The 20,507-nt window shown below is 40.5% G+C and carries 26 protein-coding genes and 1 tRNA gene; 5 read left to right on the forward strand and 22 right to left on the reverse strand.

Going from position 1 to position 20,507, the window contains the following annotated elements; translation table 11 throughout:
- Window positions 1-32: 32 nt before the first annotated feature.
- Complete coding sequence (locus HMPREF0848_RS06215; RefSeq protein WP_002889519.1) at window positions 33-569, reverse strand: DUF536 domain-containing protein; 537 nt, start codon at window positions 567-569, stop codon at window positions 33-35.
- Between the two features lie 185 nt (window positions 570-754).
- Here HMPREF0848_RS06215 and HMPREF0848_RS10870 point away from each other — a divergent pair, with 185 nt between their 5' ends.
- Both HMPREF0848_RS10870 and HMPREF0848_RS06225 read left to right on the forward strand, forming a co-directional pair.
- Window positions 755-985: a hypothetical protein gene (locus HMPREF0848_RS10870; protein ID WP_008535379.1), complete on the forward strand. Its 231-nt coding sequence runs from the start codon at window positions 755-757 to the stop codon at window positions 983-985.
- Window positions 986-1,089: 104 nt separating this feature from the next.
- On the forward strand, window positions 1,090-1,449 hold the full coding sequence (locus tag HMPREF0848_RS06225) for a metal-sulfur cluster assembly factor (RefSeq protein WP_008535380.1): 360 nt from the start codon (window positions 1,090-1,092) through the stop codon (window positions 1,447-1,449).
- Window positions 1,450-1,620: 171 nt separating this feature from the next.
- Here the strand turns inward: HMPREF0848_RS06225 and ilvD are convergent, their stop codons facing one another.
- On the reverse strand, window positions 1,621-3,309 hold the full coding sequence (ilvD, locus tag HMPREF0848_RS06230; protein WP_442852092.1) for a dihydroxy-acid dehydratase: 1,689 nt from the start codon (window positions 3,307-3,309) through the stop codon (window positions 1,621-1,623).
- A 141-nt stretch (window positions 3,310-3,450) separates the two neighbouring features.
- Between ilvD and HMPREF0848_RS06235 the strand changes: the two genes are divergently transcribed.
- Entirely contained in the window at window positions 3,451-4,632 is a 1,182-nt protein-coding gene (locus tag HMPREF0848_RS06235) for an NAD(P)/FAD-dependent oxidoreductase (RefSeq protein WP_008535382.1), read from the forward strand.
- Between the two features lie 79 nt (window positions 4,633-4,711).
- Here HMPREF0848_RS06235 and HMPREF0848_RS06240 read toward each other — a convergent pair.
- From HMPREF0848_RS06240 to HMPREF0848_RS06260, 5 genes are all read right to left on the reverse strand, one after another.
- Window positions 4,712-4,798 (reverse strand) — tRNA-Ser (locus tag HMPREF0848_RS06240).
- A 61-nt stretch (window positions 4,799-4,859) separates the two neighbouring features.
- Entirely contained in the window at window positions 4,860-5,501 is a 642-nt protein-coding gene (gene trmB, locus HMPREF0848_RS06245; RefSeq protein ID WP_008535383.1) for a tRNA (guanosine(46)-N7)-methyltransferase TrmB, read from the reverse strand.
- Between the two features lie 9 nt (window positions 5,502-5,510).
- Window positions 5,511-6,302 carry a cell cycle regulator CcrZ gene (gene ccrZ / locus HMPREF0848_RS06250; protein ID WP_008535384.1) on the reverse strand — a complete coding sequence of 264 codons (792 nt, stop codon included), beginning with the start codon at window positions 6,300-6,302 and terminating at the stop codon, window positions 5,511-5,513.
- A gap of 57 nt (window positions 6,303-6,359) precedes the next feature.
- Entirely contained in the window at window positions 6,360-7,394 is a 1,035-nt protein-coding gene (locus HMPREF0848_RS06255) for an ABC transporter permease (RefSeq protein ID WP_442852093.1), read from the reverse strand.
- A complete protein-coding gene (locus tag HMPREF0848_RS06260) occupies window positions 7,394-8,125 on the reverse strand; it encodes an ABC transporter ATP-binding protein (protein ID WP_002889527.1) in 732 nt (243 codons plus the stop codon). The genes HMPREF0848_RS06255 and HMPREF0848_RS06260 overlap by 1 nt, the downstream gene beginning before the upstream one ends.
- Before the next feature lie 64 nt (window positions 8,126-8,189).
- On the opposite strand from HMPREF0848_RS06260, the gene HMPREF0848_RS06265 reads away from it, so the two are divergent.
- Entirely contained in the window at window positions 8,190-8,609 is a 420-nt protein-coding gene (locus HMPREF0848_RS06265; RefSeq protein WP_008535386.1) for an HIT family protein, read from the forward strand.
- On the forward strand, window positions 8,606-8,905 hold the full coding sequence (locus HMPREF0848_RS06270; RefSeq protein ID WP_008535387.1) for a hypothetical protein: 300 nt from the start codon (window positions 8,606-8,608) through the stop codon (window positions 8,903-8,905). The genes HMPREF0848_RS06265 and HMPREF0848_RS06270 overlap by 4 nt, the downstream gene beginning before the upstream one ends.
- A gap of 16 nt (window positions 8,906-8,921) precedes the next feature.
- Here the strand turns inward: HMPREF0848_RS06270 and HMPREF0848_RS06275 are convergent, their stop codons facing one another.
- From HMPREF0848_RS06275 to HMPREF0848_RS06345, 15 genes are all read right to left on the reverse strand, one after another.
- A complete protein-coding gene (locus HMPREF0848_RS06275) occupies window positions 8,922-9,272 on the reverse strand; it encodes a hypothetical protein (RefSeq protein WP_008535389.1) in 351 nt (116 codons plus the stop codon).
- 37 nt (window positions 9,273-9,309) lie between these two features.
- Window positions 9,310-9,651 (reverse strand): hypothetical protein, encoded by a 342-nt coding sequence (locus HMPREF0848_RS06280; protein WP_008535391.1) that lies wholly within the window; start codon window positions 9,649-9,651, stop codon window positions 9,310-9,312.
- Between the two features lie 18 nt (window positions 9,652-9,669).
- Window positions 9,670-10,167: a hypothetical protein gene (locus HMPREF0848_RS06285; protein WP_037609042.1), complete on the reverse strand. Its 498-nt coding sequence runs from the start codon at window positions 10,165-10,167 to the stop codon at window positions 9,670-9,672.
- A 369-nt stretch (window positions 10,168-10,536) separates the two neighbouring features.
- On the reverse strand, window positions 10,537-12,642 hold the full coding sequence (locus tag HMPREF0848_RS06290) for an AAA family ATPase (RefSeq protein WP_008535395.1): 2,106 nt from the start codon (window positions 12,640-12,642) through the stop codon (window positions 10,537-10,539).
- Window positions 12,643-13,342: 700 nt separating this feature from the next.
- Window positions 13,343-13,597 (reverse strand): Txe/YoeB family addiction module toxin, encoded by a 255-nt coding sequence (locus tag HMPREF0848_RS06295; protein ID WP_008535398.1) that lies wholly within the window; start codon window positions 13,595-13,597, stop codon window positions 13,343-13,345.
- Window positions 13,598-13,600: 3 nt separating this feature from the next.
- A complete protein-coding gene (locus tag HMPREF0848_RS06300; RefSeq protein WP_196757022.1) occupies window positions 13,601-13,855 on the reverse strand; it encodes a type II toxin-antitoxin system Phd/YefM family antitoxin in 255 nt (84 codons plus the stop codon).
- A gap of 141 nt (window positions 13,856-13,996) precedes the next feature.
- The gene (locus HMPREF0848_RS06305; protein ID WP_008535400.1) at window positions 13,997-15,088 is read right to left on the reverse strand and encodes a nucleotidyltransferase; all 1,092 of its coding nucleotides are present in this window, start codon (window positions 15,086-15,088) and stop codon (window positions 13,997-13,999) included.
- Window positions 15,089-15,094: 6 nt separating this feature from the next.
- Entirely contained in the window at window positions 15,095-15,835 is a 741-nt protein-coding gene (locus HMPREF0848_RS06310) for a class I SAM-dependent DNA methyltransferase (protein ID WP_004183284.1), read from the reverse strand.
- A 161-nt stretch (window positions 15,836-15,996) separates the two neighbouring features.
- Window positions 15,997-16,347, reverse strand: a complete 351-nt coding sequence (gene rsfS, locus HMPREF0848_RS06315; protein ID WP_008535401.1) for a ribosome silencing factor — start codon at window positions 16,345-16,347, stop codon at window positions 15,997-15,999.
- A gap of 14 nt (window positions 16,348-16,361) precedes the next feature.
- On the reverse strand, window positions 16,362-16,862 hold the full coding sequence (locus HMPREF0848_RS06320; protein WP_008535402.1) for a cysteine hydrolase family protein: 501 nt from the start codon (window positions 16,860-16,862) through the stop codon (window positions 16,362-16,364).
- 3 nt (window positions 16,863-16,865) lie between these two features.
- Window positions 16,866-17,459 (reverse strand): bis(5'-nucleosyl)-tetraphosphatase (symmetrical) YqeK, encoded by a 594-nt coding sequence (gene yqeK, locus HMPREF0848_RS06325; protein ID WP_008535403.1) that lies wholly within the window; start codon window positions 17,457-17,459, stop codon window positions 16,866-16,868.
- Complete coding sequence (locus HMPREF0848_RS06330) at window positions 17,456-18,088, reverse strand: nicotinate-nucleotide adenylyltransferase (RefSeq protein ID WP_008535404.1); 633 nt, start codon at window positions 18,086-18,088, stop codon at window positions 17,456-17,458. Before HMPREF0848_RS06330 ends, yqeK begins: the two co-directional genes overlap by 4 nt.
- A gap of 71 nt (window positions 18,089-18,159) precedes the next feature.
- On the reverse strand, window positions 18,160-18,477 hold the full coding sequence (gene yhbY, locus HMPREF0848_RS06335; RefSeq protein ID WP_008535405.1) for a ribosome assembly RNA-binding protein YhbY: 318 nt from the start codon (window positions 18,475-18,477) through the stop codon (window positions 18,160-18,162).
- Window positions 18,478-18,731: 254 nt separating this feature from the next.
- Window positions 18,732-19,850 carry a ribosome biogenesis GTPase YqeH gene (gene yqeH, locus HMPREF0848_RS06340; protein ID WP_008535406.1) on the reverse strand — a complete coding sequence of 373 codons (1,119 nt, stop codon included), beginning with the start codon at window positions 19,848-19,850 and terminating at the stop codon, window positions 18,732-18,734.
- Window positions 19,850-20,377, reverse strand: coding sequence for a YqeG family HAD IIIA-type phosphatase (locus HMPREF0848_RS06345; protein ID WP_002887385.1), 528 nt, complete (start codon window positions 20,375-20,377; stop codon window positions 19,850-19,852). The genes yqeH and HMPREF0848_RS06345 overlap by 1 nt, the downstream gene beginning before the upstream one ends.
- Between the last annotated feature and the right edge of the window lie 130 nt (window positions 20,378-20,507).

A 20,507-nucleotide genomic window follows, 5' to 3' on the forward strand; every position in this document is an offset into this window, starting at 1 on the left:
GTTAAAGCTGAGACTGAGTCCCAGCTTCTTTTTTATTTTCCAAATAGTCGTCCAAAGAACCCTTTTTTAGAAGCTTCTTCTTGTTTGGTTTGGATTTCTTCCACTTGAGCTTTGGCTTCATCAACCTCTACCTTAGCCTCATCAAGCTCCAATTTAAGCTCTTCTTTGTCTTTCATAGCAGTCAAGGTCAATTGTTGCTGTTGATCGATTTGCTTGTCTTTCTCAGCGATTTGAACATCTTTGACACGCAATTGGTCATCCATGTTAGACAACTGCTCATCCTTAGCCTTCAACTGGGCATAGAGACGGGCAATCTCAGAGTTTTTCTCGTCTACAAGAATCTCTAATAGCTCACGTTGCTTAGTTTCTTCATCAATAGGCTCATCGTCAAAGATAGTCTTCTTGTAGATTTCCTCCAACTTAATCAAGCCACTACGCTTAACGACAGTAACCCCTTTTGCATTTTTTTCAGTATCTTCTTCTGGAAGTTGTTTGACACGATTATTGACTGCTTGACGACTAACGCCAAGGATTTCAGCAATCTCGCTGACGGTCTTTTCAATACTCATAATAGCCTCATTTTCTCTTGAAATGTCTTACTATGAGAATATCATAATCACACCTTTCTGTCAATTTGACAAGACAATTCCCCGTCCCTAACACGGGTTTTCAGCGCCATTACGTTATCCCTAAATTTCTGAGCATTTTTCTTGATAGGAAAACAGTATTTTGATATCCTATTGCTCGGGTATAAATGTATTTTGAAGGATTTTTGCTTAAACAATCAGTACTTAAAGGCTTATCTTTATTAGTACCAGATCTGTTGTATCTAGGAATGGTGGAGTCCTATTTTGCAAGACTTTGGATTTTTATTCTCTCTCCAATTGTCTGTAGTGCTCTTGCAACTATCGTTGCGAAGAATTTGCTTGATACAAAAGCACAAGTCACATTATCTCCAACGATGGGTTTGTTGGGGATTTTTTGATGTTACGGCGTATTCCCATTACAAACTATTATGACTAAACCAGATTGAAAAAAGCCCTAAAGTATGACATAATAAACAAAAGTAAAATAGAAAGAAAAGGTCCTATGAAAAACTTCCGTGATGATATCAAAGTCAACGATCTAGTCCAACCTTATTTAGAACCTATCGTTGAACAAATGACCACCGTGTTTGATCCTGAGATCGAGCTAGACATCTATAACCTTGGCTTAATCTATGAAATCACCCTTGATGAAACTGGCCACTGCTACTTTCTCATGACTTTTACAGATACTGGCTGCGGTTGCGAAGAGACGATGCCTTACGAAATTGCTGAAAAACTCAAATCAATTGATGGTATCAAGTCTGTCAAGGTCGAGACTACTTACTCGCCTGTCTGGAAGATGACCCGTATCAGTCGATATGGTCGCATTGCCCTTGGTATTTCACCTCGAGGTGGAAAATAATATTAAAACTGGTTGGATAGTTCCAACCAGTTTTTTGCTCTATTTTTGTTGAGGGTGACCAACCGATAGACTTTCACCAAATCACAATGCTTTCAGCGACTACCTTCGACTTCATAACTCAAAAAATCACACCGCACATATATCCGGTGTGATTTCTTTTATGTCAGTAAATTAGGCTTTACCTGATTTATCCATGTTCCAGAAGTCGGTAACAGCACCACGTGAGGCTGAAGAAACGATGTGAGCGTATTTACCGAGGACACCACGACTATAAAGTGGTGGCAAATCAGTTTCAGCTTTACGTTTCGCCAACTCTTCGTCTGAAACGTGCATAGTGATTTCTTTGGTATCCTGGTCAACTGTAACCATGTCCCCTGTGTGGAGGTAGGCAATTGGACCACCAACCTGAGCTTCAGGTGCAATGTGACCAACAACAAGGCCGTAAGTACCACCTGAGAAACGTCCATCTGTCAAAAGGGCAACCTTGTCCCCTTGACCCTTACCAACAATCATTGATGACAAGGACAACATTTCTGGCATACCAGGACCACCCTTAGGACCTACGAAACGAACAACAACAACGTCGCCGTCAACGATTTCGTCAGAAAGAACTGCTTCGATAGCATCTTCTTCTGAGTCAAAGACCTTAGCAGGACCCGTGATATTACGAACTTTAACCCCTGATACTTTGGCAACCGCACCTTCTGGAGCCAAGTTACCTTTCAAGATAATCAACGGACCATCGGCACGTTTAGGATGTTCAAGCGGCATGATGACTTTTTGACCTGGTGTCAAATCGTCGAAGGCTTCCAAGTTTTCCGCAACAGTCTTACCAGTACATGTGATACGGTCTCCGTGAAGGAAACCATTCTTCAACAAGTACTTCATAACGGCTGGCACACCACCAACATTGTAAAGGTCTTGGAAGACGTATTGACCTGAAGGTTTCAAGTCCGCCAAGTGAGGCACGCGCTCTTGGAAATCGTTGAAATCTTCAAGTGTCAAATCAACGTTAGCTGCATGAGCAATAGCGAGCAAGTGAAGTGTCGCATTTGTTGAACCACCAAGCGCCATTGTTACAGTGATAGCATCTTCAAAGGCTTCACGTGTCAAGATATCTGATGGTTTAAGACCAAGTTCAAGCATCTTAACAACCGCACGACCAGCTTCTTCGATATCTGCTTTCTTCTCAGCTGATTCAGCAGGGTGAGATGATGATCCTGGAAGACTCATCCCCATTACTTCGATTGCTGTTGCCATTGTATTGGCAGTGTACATACCACCACAACCACCAGGGCCAGGGCAGGCATTACATTCAAGCTCTTTAACCTCTTCGGCTGTCATATCACCGTGGTTCCATTTCCCGATTCCTTCGAAAACAGAAACCAAGTCGATGTCCTTACCGTTAAGGTTACCCGGTGCAATGGTACCACCATAGGCAAAAATCGCTGGAATATCCATGTTAGCAATAGCAATCATAGAACCAGGCATATTCTTATCACAACCACCGATAGCTACAAAGGCATCAACATTGTGACCACCCATAGCTGCTTCGATAGAGTCAGCAATAATATCACGAGACGTCAAAGAGAAACGCATCCCTGGTGTTCCCATAGCAATCCCGTCGGCAACAGTAATGGTCCCAAATTGAACAGGCCAAGCACCTGCATCTTTCACGCCTTCTTTTGCGATTTGTCCAAAACCGTGCAAGTGGAGATTACATGGTGTATTTTCCGCCCAAGTTGAGATAACCCCAACAATTGGCTTTTCAAAACTTTCATCCGTCATCCCTGTCGCACGAAGCATAGCACGGTTAGGTGATTTAACCATACTATCGTAGACAGATGAACGGTGTTTCATGTGATTTTCAGACACGATATTCCCTCCTTAGTTAGTAATCATTTTAATCAAAATGTCTATTTCTATTCTAACATAATTTACCTAAAAATACTGGTCCTTTGACAACTATTCTCCCACTTTAAATTATGCTAAAATAAAGGCATGAAACATTTTGATACTATCGTTATTGGGGGTGGACCTGCTGGCATGATGGCGACCATTGCCTCAGCCTTTTATGGCCAACAAACCCTTCTGATTGAAAAAAATAAAAGACTTGGCAAGAAACTTGCTGGTACCGGAGGCGGACGTTGTAATGTCACTAACAATGGAAGTCTTGACGACCTCCTAGCAGGTATTCCAGGTAATGGGCGTTTCCTCTATAGCGTCTTTTCCCAATTTGATAACCATGACATCATTGCTTTTTTCGAGGACAATGGTGTCAAACTCAAGGTCGAGGATCACGGACGTGTCTTCCCTAAGACAGACAAATCACGGACCATTATCCAGGCTCTGGAGGATAAAATTCATGAACTAGGTGCTACTATCCTCACCAATACAGAAGTTGTCTCCGTCAAAAAGGTCGATGAGCAATTCCAAGTTAAATCTTCAAACCAAATTTTTACCAGTGACAAACTCATCGTCACAACTGGTGGAAAATCCTACCCATCAACAGGTTCGACTGGTTTTGGACATGATATTGCCCGTCATTTCAAACTCCATGTTACTGACCTTGAAGCTGCGGAAAGTCCACTCCTAACCGACTTTCCACACAAGGCTTTACAGGGAATTTCTCTTGACGATGTCACTCTGTCCTATGGCAAGCACAAGATTACCCATGACCTGCTCTTCACCCACTTTGGCCTATCTGGACCAGCTGCCCTTCGCCTTTCTAGCTTTGTTAAGGGTGGTGAGATAGCACATCTGGACTTTCTTCCCAACCAAAACCAAGAAAATCTCAAGATCTACTTTGAAGAAAATTGCGAGAAATCAGTTAAAAACTCCCTCAAAGCCCTTGTACCTGAGCGTATCGCTGAATTCCTAGCAAAAGATATGACCGATAATAAGGTCAAACAGCTACATCCCAAAGACTTGGAAAATCTTATCAGTCAGCTTAAGGACATGGAAATCCCGATCACGGGTAAAATGTCACTTGCCAAATCTTTCGTAACCAAAGGTGGCGTTGACCTTAAGGAAATCAATCCCAAAACCCTCGAAAGTAAAAAAGTCCCTCACCTACATTTTGCAGGAGAGGTCCTTGATATCAACGCCCATACCGGTGGCTTTAATATCACCAGCGCCCTCTGTACCGGTTGGGTAGCAGGTATTCAGAGCCCTTGGGACTAAAAGATTACATATTCTTTTGATGACTATACCTAAAAATGTCCCTTTCAATTCAGAAGGGACATTTTCTCTATTTCCAAAAAGGAGAGGAGGGGATTCGAACCCCCGAGCCCCGTTAAGGACTACACGCTTTCCAAGCGTGCGCACTCGGCCTCTATGCGACCTCTCCATATTAAACGATTAGCCTATTTGTGGCTAATCGCTATTTTTTCATCCTATTTACCAAAGAATTAGTCTTTAAACTGAGCCTCTACTCGATAGATGACTTGACCTTTTTCTGAGAATTTACGCTCGTACTCAGTCATAACGTTACCCTCGTAATCACTAGCATGAAGGTCCAACCAAACTTTGTTGAGAACCATTCCATACTGTGAAAAGCTAGTCAAACTATACTCGAAAAGTCCACGGTTATCGGTCTTAAAGTGAATTTCTCCGTTTTCTGGCAGGATTTGTTTATAAGTATCTAGGAAAGTCTTGTAAGTCAAACGGCGTTTCTCGTGACGACTTTTAGGCCATGGATCTGAGAAATTCAGATACATCATATCCACTTCACCGTCCGCAAAATAATTAGTCAAGGCTGAGCCATCCACTCGCAAAAGCTTAACATTTTCAGCACCTGAGGCCAAGACCTTATCCAGAGCATAACTCAAGACAGATAACTGGATATCAATACCAATGTAGTTGATATCAGGGTTTTGTTGGGCCATTCCAGTGATAAAGGCTCCCTTACCAGATCCCACCTCAATATGGATAGGATTGTCATTACCAAAAAGCTCGTGCCACTTACCTTTAGCAGCCTCCGGCTCAAGGATAACGTATTGAGGATGATTCACTAGGTGTTCCTCTGCACCCTTACGTTTTCTAACTCGCATGTTTACTTTCTAATACCTGTGCAGGGTTTCTCTGAACTTACGCAATTCATAAATTTCTCGGTTGGCGTGTTCCATATCACGGTTATCAAAGAATTTTGAAATTTGTGTTAAGTATGAGAATTGCCCATACCAATAAATCTTGTCCATCACAAGGTCATTATTCTTATAGCCATAATATGACAACCACTGAGGCCAATGTGCCAAAGGAATGTAATGGCTAAGAATCTGTGCCACATCATACATACGGTCTGTCAAACGAACAGAATCCCAATCAACCAAATAAATCAATCCTGAGGTTGTAATAACAAAGTTACTATGACGGGCATCTCCGTGGACAATTGTCGCAATATCTGAACGAAATTCTGGAAGATGACGTTTTAAATCTCTAACGACGTCTTGAAGATAACCATTCTCACGCAATTGGTAGGCAGCATTTTCCTCCCATTCGTGTAGAAGATCAAAGGGATTCTCAATGTGATAATCCAACTGCAAGAGCTGATTTACCAAGTGTTTTGAACGGTGCAAATTACCAAGAATTTGGATAATCTGTTTGCTATTCATGTCATGTTTGGTCAAGATGCGACCATCAAGCCATTCCTGTGCACTCATCATATCACCATTTCCCAGACGCTTAGCCCACAAGAGCTGTGGCGCAATCTGTTCCTTGGCAAGAGCTGCCAAGATTGGTGTTGTATTCATCTTCACAAAGACGCGATCTCCATTTGGGTAGGTCCCCATATAGGCCTTACCACTGTTTCCTTTGAGAGGAGTCAGGCTCAAATCTTTATCTGTTGATGTCACCTAGGCATCTCCTTTTTCTTTAGTCTTTTGCTTCTATTTTAACTTATTTAATAGGTGTTAGTCAATCATCTTCTTAAGCTTAGCTGGTAGGTAGACAAGGCTCAAAACAAGCATCACTCCAACTAAAATGAGGCTAAACTTCAAATCCAAGAGACAAACAGCCTGAATCAGCGTCATCACAAGGATGATTTGGCTAATCAAACGTTTCAGATTGTCCACCTGCATGTCCTTACCTAATGGCATAAGATTGGCCATTCTTTGATAAGCGAAGTGGGATTTTAGGGCTGTCAGTTGGAAGAGCAAGAGGTAATCGAAAATAGCCACAAGTATCATAGCCAACCATTTTTCAGGAACCAAAAAGATTACCAGAAGAGACAAGGCAAAAAGACGACAACTCAAAGCAAAGTAATCTCCAGAGCGTAAGAAGGCCCTTAGGTAAAGATTGTACCAAGTATGGTCCTTGTCCTTCTTTGTACGTTTGAGAATACCATCCAAATAAGCACGGCGTTTTACACTCGACGTAATCCCCTTAACATTGGTAAAGAGGGAGAAGAACTTCAAAATTGATTGTTGCCGTTTATTTTCCGCCGCAATAGCCTCAGCCCAATTAAGTCCAGATTGTTTATAAAAAGGTTGAGCCTTTTTCTGGAAAATAAAATACTTAAGAACAGCCATAGCCACTGCTACAAGGACAACTCCCCAAACTGGAAGCCCCAAGGCTAAAAAGAGTGGGACGACCAAGATAAAAATCAAGGTTTGGATGAGTACCCAAAATCTAAAAGCACGCCCTGTTGCCTTCTTAACATGGTTTAGTACCTCTTCTTCCTTCACCAAGAGGTAGTGCTTGTCAGCAGGCTCTAAATAGGTGGCAATGTTCCCCCAGAAAGGAAGGAAAAGACAAAGCACAAGCAAGCCCAGGACAATGGCCCATGGATTCTTTGGAAAATGTCGGAGCAACTGGCTATACTGCACCAAGACGAAGCCCAACAAAAAGAGAAGAACCAAGATAAAGTGGTCATTAAAGACGTAGCGACTATACTTAGCACAACGGGTATTGAATCGCTTGCTACGCTCCCTAAAAAGCTCAGCTATCATGACAATTCTCCCTTAGTTAACTGCATATAAATATCGTTAAGACTGGCACTACTGTCACCAAAGGTCTGACGAAGTTCATCAAGCGTTCCCTGTGCCAAGACTTGACCGTGATGCAAGATGACAAAACGGTCGCACATTTTCTCAGCCGAATCCAAAACGTGAGTCGACATGAGAATAGCCTTACCATTCGCTTTTTCCTCAGCCAAAAGCTCAATCAAGTCCGAAATTGCCAAGGGATCCAAACCTAGGAAGGGCTCATCAACAATGAGAAGACTTGGACCAACAATAAAGGCACAGATAATCATTACCTTCTGCTTCATTCCCTTTGAAAACTGAGTCGGGAACCAGTCCAATTTTTCATCTAAGCGGAAGAGCTTGAGGTATTTTTCCGCACGTGCCATTCCCTCAGTCACATCAAGCCCATAGGCCATCAGCACCGTTTCCAAATGTTCACGAAGCGTCAACTCCTCATACAAACTTGGAGTCTCAGGGATATAACCAATCTTCTGACGATAGCTAGCCGTATCTTGCTGGATGGTTAAACCATCAATAGCAATCTGTCCTCCATAGGGTGTTAAAAGACCAATAATCTCGTTAATGGTTGTTGATTTCCCAGCACCATTAAGACCAATGAGGCCAACTAATTCACCATCAGCCACCTCAAAAGTGACATTTTTTAGGACGGGAATATTGGCATAGCCACCCGTCACCTTTTCTAATTTAAGCATTATCTTTTCTCTCTTTGGTATGATATAATCTATTATAACAAAAACTCATGGAAAGGTCGTTATTATGGATAATTGTATTTTCTGTAAAATTATATCTGGAGAAATCCCATCATCAAAAGTCTACGAGGACGACAAGGTTCTAGCCTTCCTCGACATTTCACAAGCTACAAAAGGACATACTTTGGTTATTCCTAAGGAGCACGTTCGCAACATCTTAGAAATGTCTGCTGAAACCGCTGAGACTGTCTTTAGCCGTGTCCCTAAAATTGCCCGTGCCGTTCAAAAAGCAACAAAAGCTATCGGAATGAATGTCCTTAACAACAACGAAGAAGTTGCTGGACAGACCGTCTTCCACGCTCATATTCATCTCGTTCCTCGTTACGGTGCAGACGATGGTATCCACATGGGCTTTGACGAACACGAACCAGACTTTGCTGCCTTAGCTAGCCTTGCTGACAGCATTGCTAAAGAGGTAACAGAATGAAACTCGGACGCTTTCTAGCTCTTGGAACCCTTGCCTACGGTGCCTATTACGCCTATAAACGACGTGAAGACATCAAAGAGGAAATCCTAGACCTCAACCAATCACGAGAAAATATCTCTCACGATCTGGACAGAATCAAACGCAACCTTGACATCATCAAGGAACAAAACCTTGTGCTTGATGACATCAAACAAGACCTCAGCTATAAAACACGTGTCTTCCAAAAAGACCTAGAACCTCGACTCAACATCATCCAAGAACATTTGAAAAAATATCAAAGTGAGGATAAAGAATAAAGGTAAGTAGCCTGTGCTACTTACCTTTTTGTGTTGCTTTCCACCTTTTAAATTCTTGATATTCTCTAAAGCTCTCTTCATCAGACAACTCATGTTCTTCATCTGATTCATAAGATGGCGAGACAAACTCTTCAAAATCGTCTAAAAATCCGTTATTATGATTTTTTCTACTTTTCCTCCAAGTTCTACCTTGTTTTATAGCAGTGTCTGAATTGATTTTATTATTTATTACATTTCCTGCTATCGCTCCTAAACCGAGCCATTTTGCTATATTACCTAATTTATTGATTACTTCTGAAATTGTAGCAAAAATCATGATAATTACCACGAATGCCATAAAGAAAAACATTGGCCAAAATAAATCCATTTTACCCTCCTTGAAATGATTTTCTCATATTGAACTATTAAAATTTTTTCAGGCTCGCTAGATACAATGAACCACCGATTATTCCTAAGATTCCGCCAATCCATCCCAAGAAAGGAATAAGAGAAATCGCTCCTCCAACAATCAAAAGTACACTAGGAGCAGTTCCTACCGGAGTATCCCCTTTATAATATACAGCACCAACTATTCCAAGTACTAGTAGTGCTAGCTTTACAAGATATACAAACAAAGTCATTAATCCAGTCGCAGCCTCTGCTCCCGAAGATGCTACACCTAAAATAAACCAGATTGCAAAAAGAAGAAAGATTCCTCCGATTAGTCCTACTACTCCATTTGTCACAGCTAATGTTTTTGTTTTCATTTGTTCTCCTTAATTATATTATTGAATTTGGGTTGAAATATTATCTGTATATTCTTTCAACCCATTACGGTAATTTTTCAAGAATTCAACTAGACTATCTTTACCAACAATCTTAGTATTTCCCATCGGACCGTATTCTTTTTTCTGTTCTTCCAAAGACTTTAATGACTCTTGTTTCATTTGCTCAATTGTATTTGCGTCATCAAGTACTGTACCAGCAACAGCATTTTGATAATTCGTTAGATATTCATCAACAATTTTCGAATACATCGTTAGATAGTCGTTATAGGTTGAAATACTCTCAATTGTGGCATCAGATGTGTCCTGAGGGTTAAAATTACTTGAACTTACAGAACCTGAAGAGCTTGACGTTGTTGAAGAACTTGAAGATTTACTTGTAACTCTTCCTGAAACATTTTTTGCAGTATTTATTAAGTTCTTACTGACCGAACAACCTGTTAATGCTATAGATAGTAAAATCACAGCAAAAGTAAATAAACAATTTTTCTTTTTCATAAGGATTCCTCACCTAAATTTAATTTTCTGTAAACATTATATATATATATATACGTTGTCAACGTTTTCTTGAAAATAGAATACATTTTTAACTATTTATCAGATTATTATAATTTAAATAATTTTATCTCATTTTATATTTAAGAATAAATATACAAGACTTTCCGCTGTGCTAAAGGTGAGAGAAGCACTATTTGCTTCTATCACTCGGAAGATTTGAGACTCAGGCTCAAATCTTAGGAATGGAATTCCGTTAGGAAGTCGCTTCCGTCCGTAGCACCCAAGGAAAGTCTTAAATAAAAAAGAAAAAAACAGAGATGTCTACTAACATCTCTGCTTCATTAATCGGATTGGGAGGTCCTATGCTTTTTATTTAGCATCTTTTTCTTTGATAACCAAGACACCATCTTCCATATCAGCTTCTAGGTGTTTAGCATCAAGGTTATCCAAGTGGAAGTCTGTGACTTTGTCACGGATTTGTTGTTCAACCACACGACGGAGTGGACGAACACCCATGACTTCATCGTAGCCTTCTTCAGTCATATATTCTTTAGCAGCTTCGCTAACTGCCAAGTCGATTTCTTTCTTAGAAAGGGTCTTATTGACATCTACCAACATCAAATCAACAATCTTAGAAAGGTTTTCCTTGCTCAAGTGTGAGAATTCAATCACAGCATTGAAACGGTTCAAGAATTCAGGACGGAAGTAAGGTTTCAAACGATCCAAGAGTTCTGGTTTTTCCGCATCTTCTGTCAAGTTAGCTTCATAACCAAAGCCAGCGTTTGAAGTTGCGATAATGACAGTGTTCTTGAAGTTTACAGTATTACCTTGACCATCAGTCAAACGACCATCATCCAAAACTTGGAGGAGAAGGGTGATGACTTGAGGGTCTGCCTTTTCAATTTCATCAAGAAGGATGATTGAATATGGGTTACGGCGAACACGTTCTGTCAAGGTATTGCTATTGTCATCATAACCAACATAACCAGCTGTTGTACCAATCAATTTAGAAACGGCTGTGCGGTCGCTGTATTCTGACATATCCAAACGGATGATAGCATCTTTTGTACCGAACATATCAAGGGCCAATTGTTTAGCCAACTCAGTTTTACCAACACCAGTTGGTCCTACAAAGAGGAAGCTACCAATTGGGCGGTTACCTTCGTCGAATCCTGCACGATTACGACGGATGGCACGTGCTACTGCTTCAACGGCCTTATCTTGACCGATAACCTTAGTTTGCAAACGGTTACCCATATCTTTCAAACGTTCGATATCAGTCGCCCCCATTTGAGATACTGGAATACCAGTCATACGTTCTACAGATTCAGCCACATCATTTACCGTCGCAGTCACCTTATGATCTTCTGCATGGTTAGCAATTTTCTTTTCAAGTTTTTCAATACGAACCTTAGCATTTAGGGCTGCTTCGTAATCTTCTTTAGCGGCTGCGGCTTCTTGTTTAGCTTTTTCTTCTTCGATTTCACGTTCAACTGCATTGACATCAGTTACTGGATGTTGTGCTGCCAAGTGAGCTGCTGTCACGTCCACAAGGTCAATAGCCTTATCTGGCAAGCTACGTTGTGGAATGTATTGTACTGAGAAATCAACCGCTGCTTTCAAGACATCATCTGGCAAGATGACATTGTGGTGTTTTTCATAAAGATCACGGATACCTTGGAGAATCTTGAAAGTATCTTCAGCAGAAGGAGCATTGACCTTAACTTCGTTGAAACGACGAGCTAGGGCAGCGTTCTTCAAGATAGTGTTACGGTATTCATCTTGAGTTGTTGCACCAATCACTGTCAATTCACCACGTGAAAGGGCTGGTTTCAAGATATCAGCAAGACCTTTAGATCCTTGACCATCGCCAGTGCTTCCGGCACCAAGAATTTGGTGGATTTCATCGAAGAAGAGGATAATGTTTCCAGCTTCTTTGACTTCGTTTACCAAGTTTTGAATGTTTTCTTCAAAGCTACCACGGTATTGAGTACCAGCTTCAAGTCCAGAAATATCAATTGAAATGATTTCTTTATTCTTGATGGCAGCTGGGACATCACCATTAACGATGGCTTGTGCCAAACCTTCAACTACAGCTGTTTTACCAACACCAGCATCCCCGACAAGGACAGGGTTGTTCTTGGTACGGCGAGCCAAGATTTCGCAAGCTTCTTGGATTTCTTTGTTACGTCCAATAACAGGATCCAATTTACCTTCACGAGCTTCTTCAGTCAAGTTACGACCAAGCTTAGCAAGGATACCATCTTGTTTAGGTCCTTTAGTTTGTTGTTGAGTTGGGTTCACTGCTTCACCTTCATTACCAGGCAATTGACCTGTTTGACGGTAAATCGCAAATTCTTCAGGTGTCACTTCACGACCGTTAATCATGTAGCGACGGTTTTCTGAACGATAACCACCCATGTTACCCATCAATTGATTGAAAAGATCATCCATATTATTAAAGTTGTTGTTCATATAATTACCTCATACTGTGTTTTCTTGTGATTTTTTAAGTGTTATTTTTTAGTTCATGTGTAAATTTTGACTTTTACTGACCAAAATCCTAAAAATTTTTAGTAGCATCAACTACTCTTCTAATAATTTCAGGTTTTGCTCTTGGTAGAAGACTGAGAACTTTCACAGTCTTGAATAAATTATCATTTAGCATAAGAGCCACCTTCTTTCTGTGAATCTCTCAAAATAGCTAACTTCCAAGCTTCTTTCAGAAAGAAACTTGTAGATTAAGGAAACCTTTTTCCTTATAGCTTTATCATATACCTTTCATCTGCTTGGGTCAAGAATTTAGTTTTGACTTTTACTGACCTTTTTAATGAAAATTTAAGCAGACAAGCTGCAATCTTTTCATATCGGTATATGGACTGTTTTAACAGCCTTCATAAGGATTTCATTTCCTTATGTTTATATTGTACAACATTGGTCAGTATTAGTCAATATCTTTTTTGACTTTTTTTGACCTTTATTGAAATATTTTTGCAGGCAAGCTATAATTACCTTTTTACAAGGATTTAGGCTAGTCCTGCAATCTCATAAGGAAGCTATTCCTTATGAGATTATTATACACCATTAGTCAGTAAAGGTCAATATTTTTGTTTGATCTTTTTTGACCTTTTTGAGAAAAGTTTACAAAAAGTAAAAAAGCCTACCATAGGTAGACCTAATAATGATCTTTAAAAGATAGAAAGGCGACGCTCTTACCATCAACCATATAAATTAAACGATTTTCAGCATCAATTCTTCGGGACCAAGCTCCTTGAAAGTCATACTTCAAGGGTTCTGGCTTACCAATACCTGAAAAAGGATCCCGTTGAATATCTTTAATTAGCTTATTAATTCGCTTAAGTGTCTTTCTATCCTGATTTTGCCAATAGCAGTAATCTGTCCATGCGTCTTCAGTGAAAGTGAGTAACATTTTCTACTCCTTTAGTGCATGTTCTTGAATCTCTCCAGCACGTACCTGAGCCATTCCTCTTAAAACCTTGTCTGAAAGTTCTTTATTTTGAACAATCCGCAATGTTTCTTGAATGCTATCCCACTCACTCTTTGAAACCACTACAATATCTTCACCAGGATTTTTATTGACTACAGCTAGAGGTTCAAATTCATCATTAACCTTTTTCATATAATCCTTCAAATGATTTCGAAACGTTGAATAGACGACTGCTTCCATCAGCATACCTCATTTTCCTCTTTTCTTTTATTATATACCAAAAGTATAAACTTGTACAAGTTCCTGACAAGTTTATACTTTCTATAACATTTATTCGAAAAAAGATTTAAAAAGCCTACCAGAGGTAGACCTTCTATAAAACTATTTTACTCTAATCGGTACACGTCCAAAGTTTTGTTCGCAAAGCTCGTGGTTACCTAATTGATAAACATTATCCGCTTGTTGTGTAAGCATATCCCAAGGCTCCCTTCCAATCCGAGCCACTATATCTACAGACTTTTTCACAGATTTGAGATGAAACTGCCCTTTTTGAGAAAATCCAAGGACATGAACAGCCTGGGGTAAAGGATTATCCACAGCTCCGACTAGGATATAGGTCAAAATACGACGCACACGAGCCTTTGTATAGCGTTTGGTCGCTACCTTATCCACCAGCTCCTCCACAGAAGAAATCTCACGGATAGCAGCTTTTAAACGGCTAGCAATCTCTTCATTCACTTGGAAAACACTAGTCAAATCGGGGTTTGTAAGAATCTGATAAACCAACAATTGGAAATAATTATCCCAAGAGACCTGTGGAGAAGTCTGAAAAAGTTTGCTATTAGGCATGAACTTATCCACAAAATCACTATCTTGCTTGTGGAGACGTAGGCTGGTTGCTGAAGCGAAAGATACTTCCTTATCTGAGGAATGATAGCCAGCCCCTTGTCTCTGGATAGGATTCAACTTAATACCCTTACCAGCACAAGCTTTGGCATAGGCTAAGCCTAGGATATGATTGGGTGTATTGCCAGTAAAGGCTACACCAGCAAACTTTTCCCACATTTTTTGTGTCTTCTGTGGATAAGATAGGTCACTCGGCAAGTTTTCCACAAAGGCTTCCATGTCCTCTGACTTTTCAGCATAGACATTTGCTATTGCCTGGTAATCTAGGACTTCTTCCGTGCCAAAAGCAAGGTTATCAATTCCCAGTCGGGATAAGATATCGACGGCCCCAGCAGCAAAATAATCGGCAGACTGAACTGCCGTCAAGAAAGGCAACTCAACCACGAGGTCAGCTCCATTTTCCAAAGCCATCTGAGCTCTAGTCCACTTATCCACAATAGCTGGCTCACCTCGCTGAACAAAGTTCCCAGACATAGCAACAATTTTTACACCTTCAGCCTGATCCAAGAGATACTTGTGACCGTTATGAAAAGGATTGAACTCAGCAATAATACCTGTAACTGTCATAGGCTCTTACTTTTGGGCCACAAAGAACCAACGTGCACTAGTTTCTGTCGGTTCCTTATCCTCAAAATCGGCGTAAAGCTTGAAGGATTTGAAGCCAGCCTGCTCCAGCAAGATATCATAAGTCAAGACCTCATAGGTGCGTTCCTCATGCACCTCATCATGACGGCTAAAGCTTCCATCTTCCTCTTGGACAAAGAAAGTTAATTCATGGACAATAGAATGCGGAGCCGCATCCTCATAGGTATCCCAGAGCATAGCAAAGTCTTCTGCATTTTCATGGTAGGAATAGCCAGGGAAAACCTCATCCGTCTGATAGGTTGAGTGCACATCAAAGATAAAGACGCCATCTTCATTCAGTGCATTATAAACCTCTTTGAAGACATCCCCAACCTCTACTTCGTCCTGCATATAGCAGATAGAATCTGAGTAACAAGTCACAAAGTCATACTTACCAGCTTGCGATAAATTCAACATGTTGCCTTCAATAAAGTCAATTTTCTGTTTGGCGGAAGCCGCACGCTTCTCCGCAATCTTCAACATATCAGCACTCAAATCGAGTCCAGTTACATCAAAACCAGCTTGAGAAAAACGTACAGATTGAATCCCAGTTCCACAAGCCAATTCAAGCAATTTCTTTTTATCCTTAGTCTTTGGCAAATGACGAAGCGAAAAATCCGTCCACAAATCGTAAAGACTATCATCCATAACAGCGTCGTAGACCGCCGCAAAAGTTTCATAAGTAGCCATAAATCAAGATACAAAGAGCGTCAAAAGCAAAGAAAGTTTATCTTTTTCTCACAGCTTTTAGCTCGTGTTCAGTTAACAAACCAAACACAAGGCTCCATCCTTCCTATTAAATCTTTAGTTTAACCAACAAAACCCAGTTGTCGCCAACTGAGTTCAATTTCTTATGCCAAATAAGCTGACACATCCACCATTGGTGCTTCATGCCAGAGTTTTTCGAGGTTATAGTGTGCACGTTCATCTTCTGTAAAGATGTGAACAACGACGTCGTTAAGGTCCAAAAGGATCCATCCACCCTTGTTGTCTCCTTCCACGTGACTAGCGTCAAGGCCAGCTTCTTTCACTTTCTCACGGATGTTGTCGGCAATAGCTTCCAACTGACGGCTATTCATTGCACTCAAAATAACAAAATAATCTGTTAGACTTGTAAGGCCGTACAAATCAAGGGCAACAATGTCTTCAGCTCGCTTTTCATCAGCAGCTTTGACAACCAATTCAAGTAATTCTTCTTTCATTTAATCCTCTTTCATTAAAAAATCGTTTTGTAATCTAAGACATCTGCAAAACGTTCATTCCAAATGTTCTCGTAAAATTCATTAATCGTTTCTGCTGGAATGTCGTCTCCATCAAAGGTTGTAACAGTACCTTCGGGAACAACTAGCTTGTAGCCATGTTCGAAAGCAACTTTAACGGATGTATCAACACAATACTCCGTCTGCATACCGCATAAGACTAGTTTCTCAATTCCTTGTTGATCCAAGTATTCCTTTAATCCAGTCTCTTTAAACATGCTATTGTATCGCTTCTGAAAAACCTTCTCATCAGACTGTCTCTTTAATAGTGGCGATAATTTCCAATCTTCCGAGGTTAGAGCCTCTTCCGTTTCAATATGCTGAATATAGATAATTTCAATCTGCTGTTTTCTAGCCTGATCTTGTAAATAAGAGATTTTCTCTAACAGCTTTTGTGTTTCAAAACCTGTTTCTACTAAGATATTTTGTACATCAATAATAATAAAAGCTGTTTTCACTTACTAATCCTCTTTCAAGTAATGCACAAAAGCGTTATAGGTTTCCAAGGTTTGTGGGAAAATCGGCAAGGCCTGGTGAGCCAAGTGTTCGACCGTATGGACGGTTTCATAGGCAACTGCCTTGTCCAAGGATTGCTCTGCTACTTGTCTAGCTTCCTCTACCAAAGGGAAATTACGGTTATGCTCAATATAATCAGCTACATAGACAATCTTATCTAGGGTTGACATGTTATGGCTTCCGACGGTATGGATTTCGATACTACGCAGAATCTCAGCATCTGTCAAACCCAAATCTTCTTGAATTTTGTAAATCCCGACCATGCCATGCCAGACATTATTTCCCCATTTTTTCAATTCAGGGTCAAGCTCGTACTTATCGATTAGCTCTAAGAATTCCTGATTTGGAAGTTCCTTGGCATAGTCGTGTAAAAGACCAGCCAAACCAGCTTTTTCAGTATCGTAGCCATTCTTTTCAGCAAGATGAATAGCAGCTCGCTCGACACCCAAAACATGATTGAAGCGTTTAGGACTCATCACGGCTTGCACTTTTTCAAGAAGTGCTTGACGAGAATAGCCCAAGTATTTTTCATAGGTCATTTATAAAGTCCTACTTTCTTGATATAGGCGAGTACAGATTGAGGCACCATAAAGTTAGGTGTACGATCTTTCTTAATATAATCACGAACAGCGCTTGAACTGATATCCATCAAAGGAACATCAACCCAGATGACTGGATAAGACGTTCCTGCCTTATACTTAGGACGTTGAACACCCACAAATTGCACCATCTCAATAAGTTCGTCAATGCGATGCCATTTGGGCAGGTATTCGACCATATCAGCACCGATAATGAAGTAATAATCCGTATCAGGATTGGCCTCTGTCAAGAGTTTCATGGTGTCATAAGTATAACTGATTCCCTTGCGTTCCAACTCGATGGTTTCAATATCCAAACCCTCGATACCGTTAATAGCCAACATGAGCATATTTAGGCGATGTTGTTCATCAATAGTCTCTTTTTTATCGACATGAGGTGGCTCAAACTCAGGCATGAGAAGAACTTCATCAAGGCCTAACTGCTGACGCACCTGGTCCGCAACAACCAAGTGAGCATTGTGAACAGGGTTGAAATTTCCACCTAAAATTCCCACCTGCTTACGGCCAGTATCTTTGATTTCTTCTTCTAGTTGAACCTTTGTAAATGGGGTTACGAGATCCAGTGCCATGTACGCCTCCTCTTACTCAAACATCATCTAAATAACTTTTCTTTTGCCTTTAAGGTTTCAAAAGTCATCAACTATTTTTGGATGGCTTTAACCTTTGGTGATAACTTACGATTTTCTTTTTTAGCTGATTCTTTGTAGATAATCAAGATACGTCCAATCTTAAGGACTGTATCACAGCCAATTTCTTCTTCCAAAATTTCAGCCACTTCATGGATGTCTTCCATGGTATTTTGAAGTAGGGTTACCTTAATCAACTCACGAGCATCGAGAGCGTTGCGAACACTCGTTTTGATATGGTCGTTAAGACCGTTTTTCCCGATTTGTACAATAGGTTTGAGAGTGTGTGCTTCCGATTTGAGGAAGGCACGTTGTTTTGATGTTAGTGACATGTTTATTCCTTTTATTTTATTTGCTGTTTTTCTTAGGTGATACGGACGCTAGCAAACCACCGGTTTCATAGCTAATTTTTGAGCCTAAGGTCTCAAAAATTCCTAATCCAAGTAACATAAAATATTACTTGGATTATTATCACAGCGAAAAACACATCGTTTGCTCATAGCTAAAATCTAGGCAAACTTCATGTTCATTGAAAAGACTTTTTTATGCCTTTCCTTTCTTATTCCTTATAATTACTTTATTAAGTTTAAATAATAGCTTTTCGTACGACGACGCCAACGCCTTCTGGTGCCCAAGCGGCAACGATGGTTGGTTGGTCGGCCTTTCCTTGAACACGAATCCAGCCTAGTCCTGAGAAGACAATGTCTGTCTTATCTTTGACAGTGAACTCGTGGCGGACAAGTTTTGGAAAATCGGTAAGATCCTTTGGCCCAGGCGGCATGAGGAGACTGCCAACATGCTTGTCATAAAAGGCATCTGCACCTTCAAGTTTGGTACGATGAAGCTTTAGATTATTGTCAAAGAAGGCTGTAAAACCTTGTTTATCACCATCAATAAAGTCAAAACGTCCTAATCCACCTAGGAATAGGGTTTGACTTGCATTTAACTGATAAGTTTTTGGCTTAATTTCCTTCTTAGGACTAACGTATTTGAGGTCCTTAGCTGACAGGTAATGAGCCATTTGGTGGCGATGAATAATTCCTGGAGTGTCGAAAATGTAAGTACCATCATCCAGCGGAATCTCAATCTTATCAAGGGTCGTGCCTGGGAAACGAGAGGTAGTGATGACATCTTTATCACCAGTAATTTCCTTGATAATGGCATTGATTAAGGTTGATTTACCAACATTCGTCACACCAACAACATAGACATCACGACCCTTACGGAGTTTTTCAATACGTTTAATCAACTCTTTGATGGCATGATGATTTTGAGCAGACGTCAACATGACATCCACCGGACGCATACCTTCTTCGTAGGCACGTTCTGTCAACCACTGGGTTACCTTACCATCTTTAACGGATTTAGGTAGAATATCCTTTTTATTGCCAACCAAGAGTACATCATTACCAGAAACAAAGCGTGACAAACCTGGGATGATTGATCCGTTAAAATCGAAAATATCAACGACATTGACAACGAGGGCATCGCTATCACCAACTTCATGTAAAAGCTTTAAAAACTCGTCATCTGTGATATGGACATCCACAATTTCATTGTAATGACGAAGGCGGAAACAGCGTTGACAGTACAAGTCTCCCGTTTCTTCAGCCTTTTTGATAGAGCTAGCAGGTGTGTAGCCAGCTTTTTCTTTATCTTCTGTTTGAATTTGGGCTCCACACCCAATACAAAATAATTCTTCCATTAAATTCCTTTGTCGAAGGTCATAGGACCATACGCTTTTTCAATCTTTTTCCACATGCGACGTTCACGCCAACGATTAAACTTGGTCACCCAAGAATCAGACTTCACCAAAGGCTTAACCAAAATCGAGCGGATACCTGCTCGGTGGCTGGCCCTAATGTCAGTCATGAGCTGGTCACCCACCATTACAACCTCTTCACGGTTAAAGTGATAGCGCTCAATCGCTTCATTAATTCCCTTGGTAAAAGGTTTCATGGCGCGGCTCACAAAGTCCACATGAAAATTAGCAACCGCACGTTCGACACGGTCGTGTTTGTTATTAGAGACCACAACCACTGGGATGTCAGCCTCCGTCATCTCATCCAACCAAGCACGTAGCTCAAGCGTTCCATCAGGATTGTTCCAAGCAATCAAGGTATTATCCAAATCAACCAAGACGGCACGAATACCGTGTTCACGTAGCTGGTCAGGTTTCAAATCATAAACAGCCTCCACCATAAAATGAGGCCTGTAATCGTCTATACTCATTTTTTCTCCAAAATGTTAGTTTACCTCTTATTCTACCATATTTTTAAGGTTTATGTGTGGGACTTAAGTCCTATTTTTAAGAACAGCTCATACAAGACAATAAGGAAAGAGAGCCAGCAATCACTGAACT

Origin of the sequence: Streptococcus sp. C150 (assembly GCF_000187445.1) — a bacterium.
Lineage (GTDB): Bacteria > Bacillota > Bacilli > Lactobacillales > Streptococcaceae > Streptococcus > Streptococcus raffinosi.